This window comes from Gilvimarinus gilvus (assembly GCF_030518155.1).
Taxonomy (GTDB): domain Bacteria; phylum Pseudomonadota; class Gammaproteobacteria; order Pseudomonadales; family Cellvibrionaceae; genus Gilvimarinus; species Gilvimarinus gilvus.
Genome location: NZ_JAULRU010000214.1, coordinates 1 through 805, shown reverse-complemented (window position 1 = coordinate 805; position 805 = coordinate 1). Strand labels below are relative to the sequence as shown.

Here is an 805-nt window from a genome sequence, read left to right as displayed (position 1 = left end):
AGCTCAGCTGGGAGAGCGCCTGCCTTGCACGCAGGAGGTCAGCGGTTCGATCCCGCTTGGCTCCACCACTTTCTGCGGTAGATGTTGCTCCTGCTCAAAAATTAGAAATGAACATTCGTTGATGAATGTTGATTTCTGACTTTTGTCAGATCGTTCTTTAAAAATTCGGATATGTGATAGATATAGACTGACACGCACTTTCACTGGTGTGTGATCAGGCTAAGGTAAAATTTGTGAGTTCTGCTCTTAACTGAGCGAAATGCGAATTTTCGGCGAATGTCGTCTTCACAGTATAACCAGATTGCTTGGGGTTATATGGTCAAGTGAAGAAGCGCATACGGTGGATGCCTTGGCAGTCAGAGGCGATGAAAGACGTGGTAGCCTGCGATAAGCTTTGGGGAGTCGGCAAACAGACTGTGATCCAGAGATCTCTGAATGGGGGAACCCACTCAGCATAAGCTGAGTATCTTGTACTGAATACATAGGTGCAAGAGGCGAACCAGGGGAACTGAAACATCTAAGTACCCTGAGGAAAAGAAATCAACCGAGATTCCCTTAGTAGTGGCGAGCGAACGGGGACCAGCCCTTAAGTTGGTTTGAGATTAGTGGAACGCTCTGGAAAGTGCGGCCATAGTGGGTGATAGCCCCGTACACGAAAATCTCTTATCAATGAAATCGAGTAGGACGGAGCACGAGAAACTTTGTCTGAATATGGGGGGACCATCCTCCAAGGCTAAATACTACTGACTGACCGATAGTGAACCAGTACCGTGAGGGAAAGGCGAAAAGAACCCCTGTGAGGGGA

General features: G+C 48.0%; 1 rRNA gene. It reads left to right on the top strand.

The features are described 5' to 3' along the window. Positions 1 to 317 precede the first annotated feature (317 nt). Positions 318 to 805, top strand: a 23S ribosomal RNA gene (locus tag QWI17_RS01695); the annotation flags it as partial.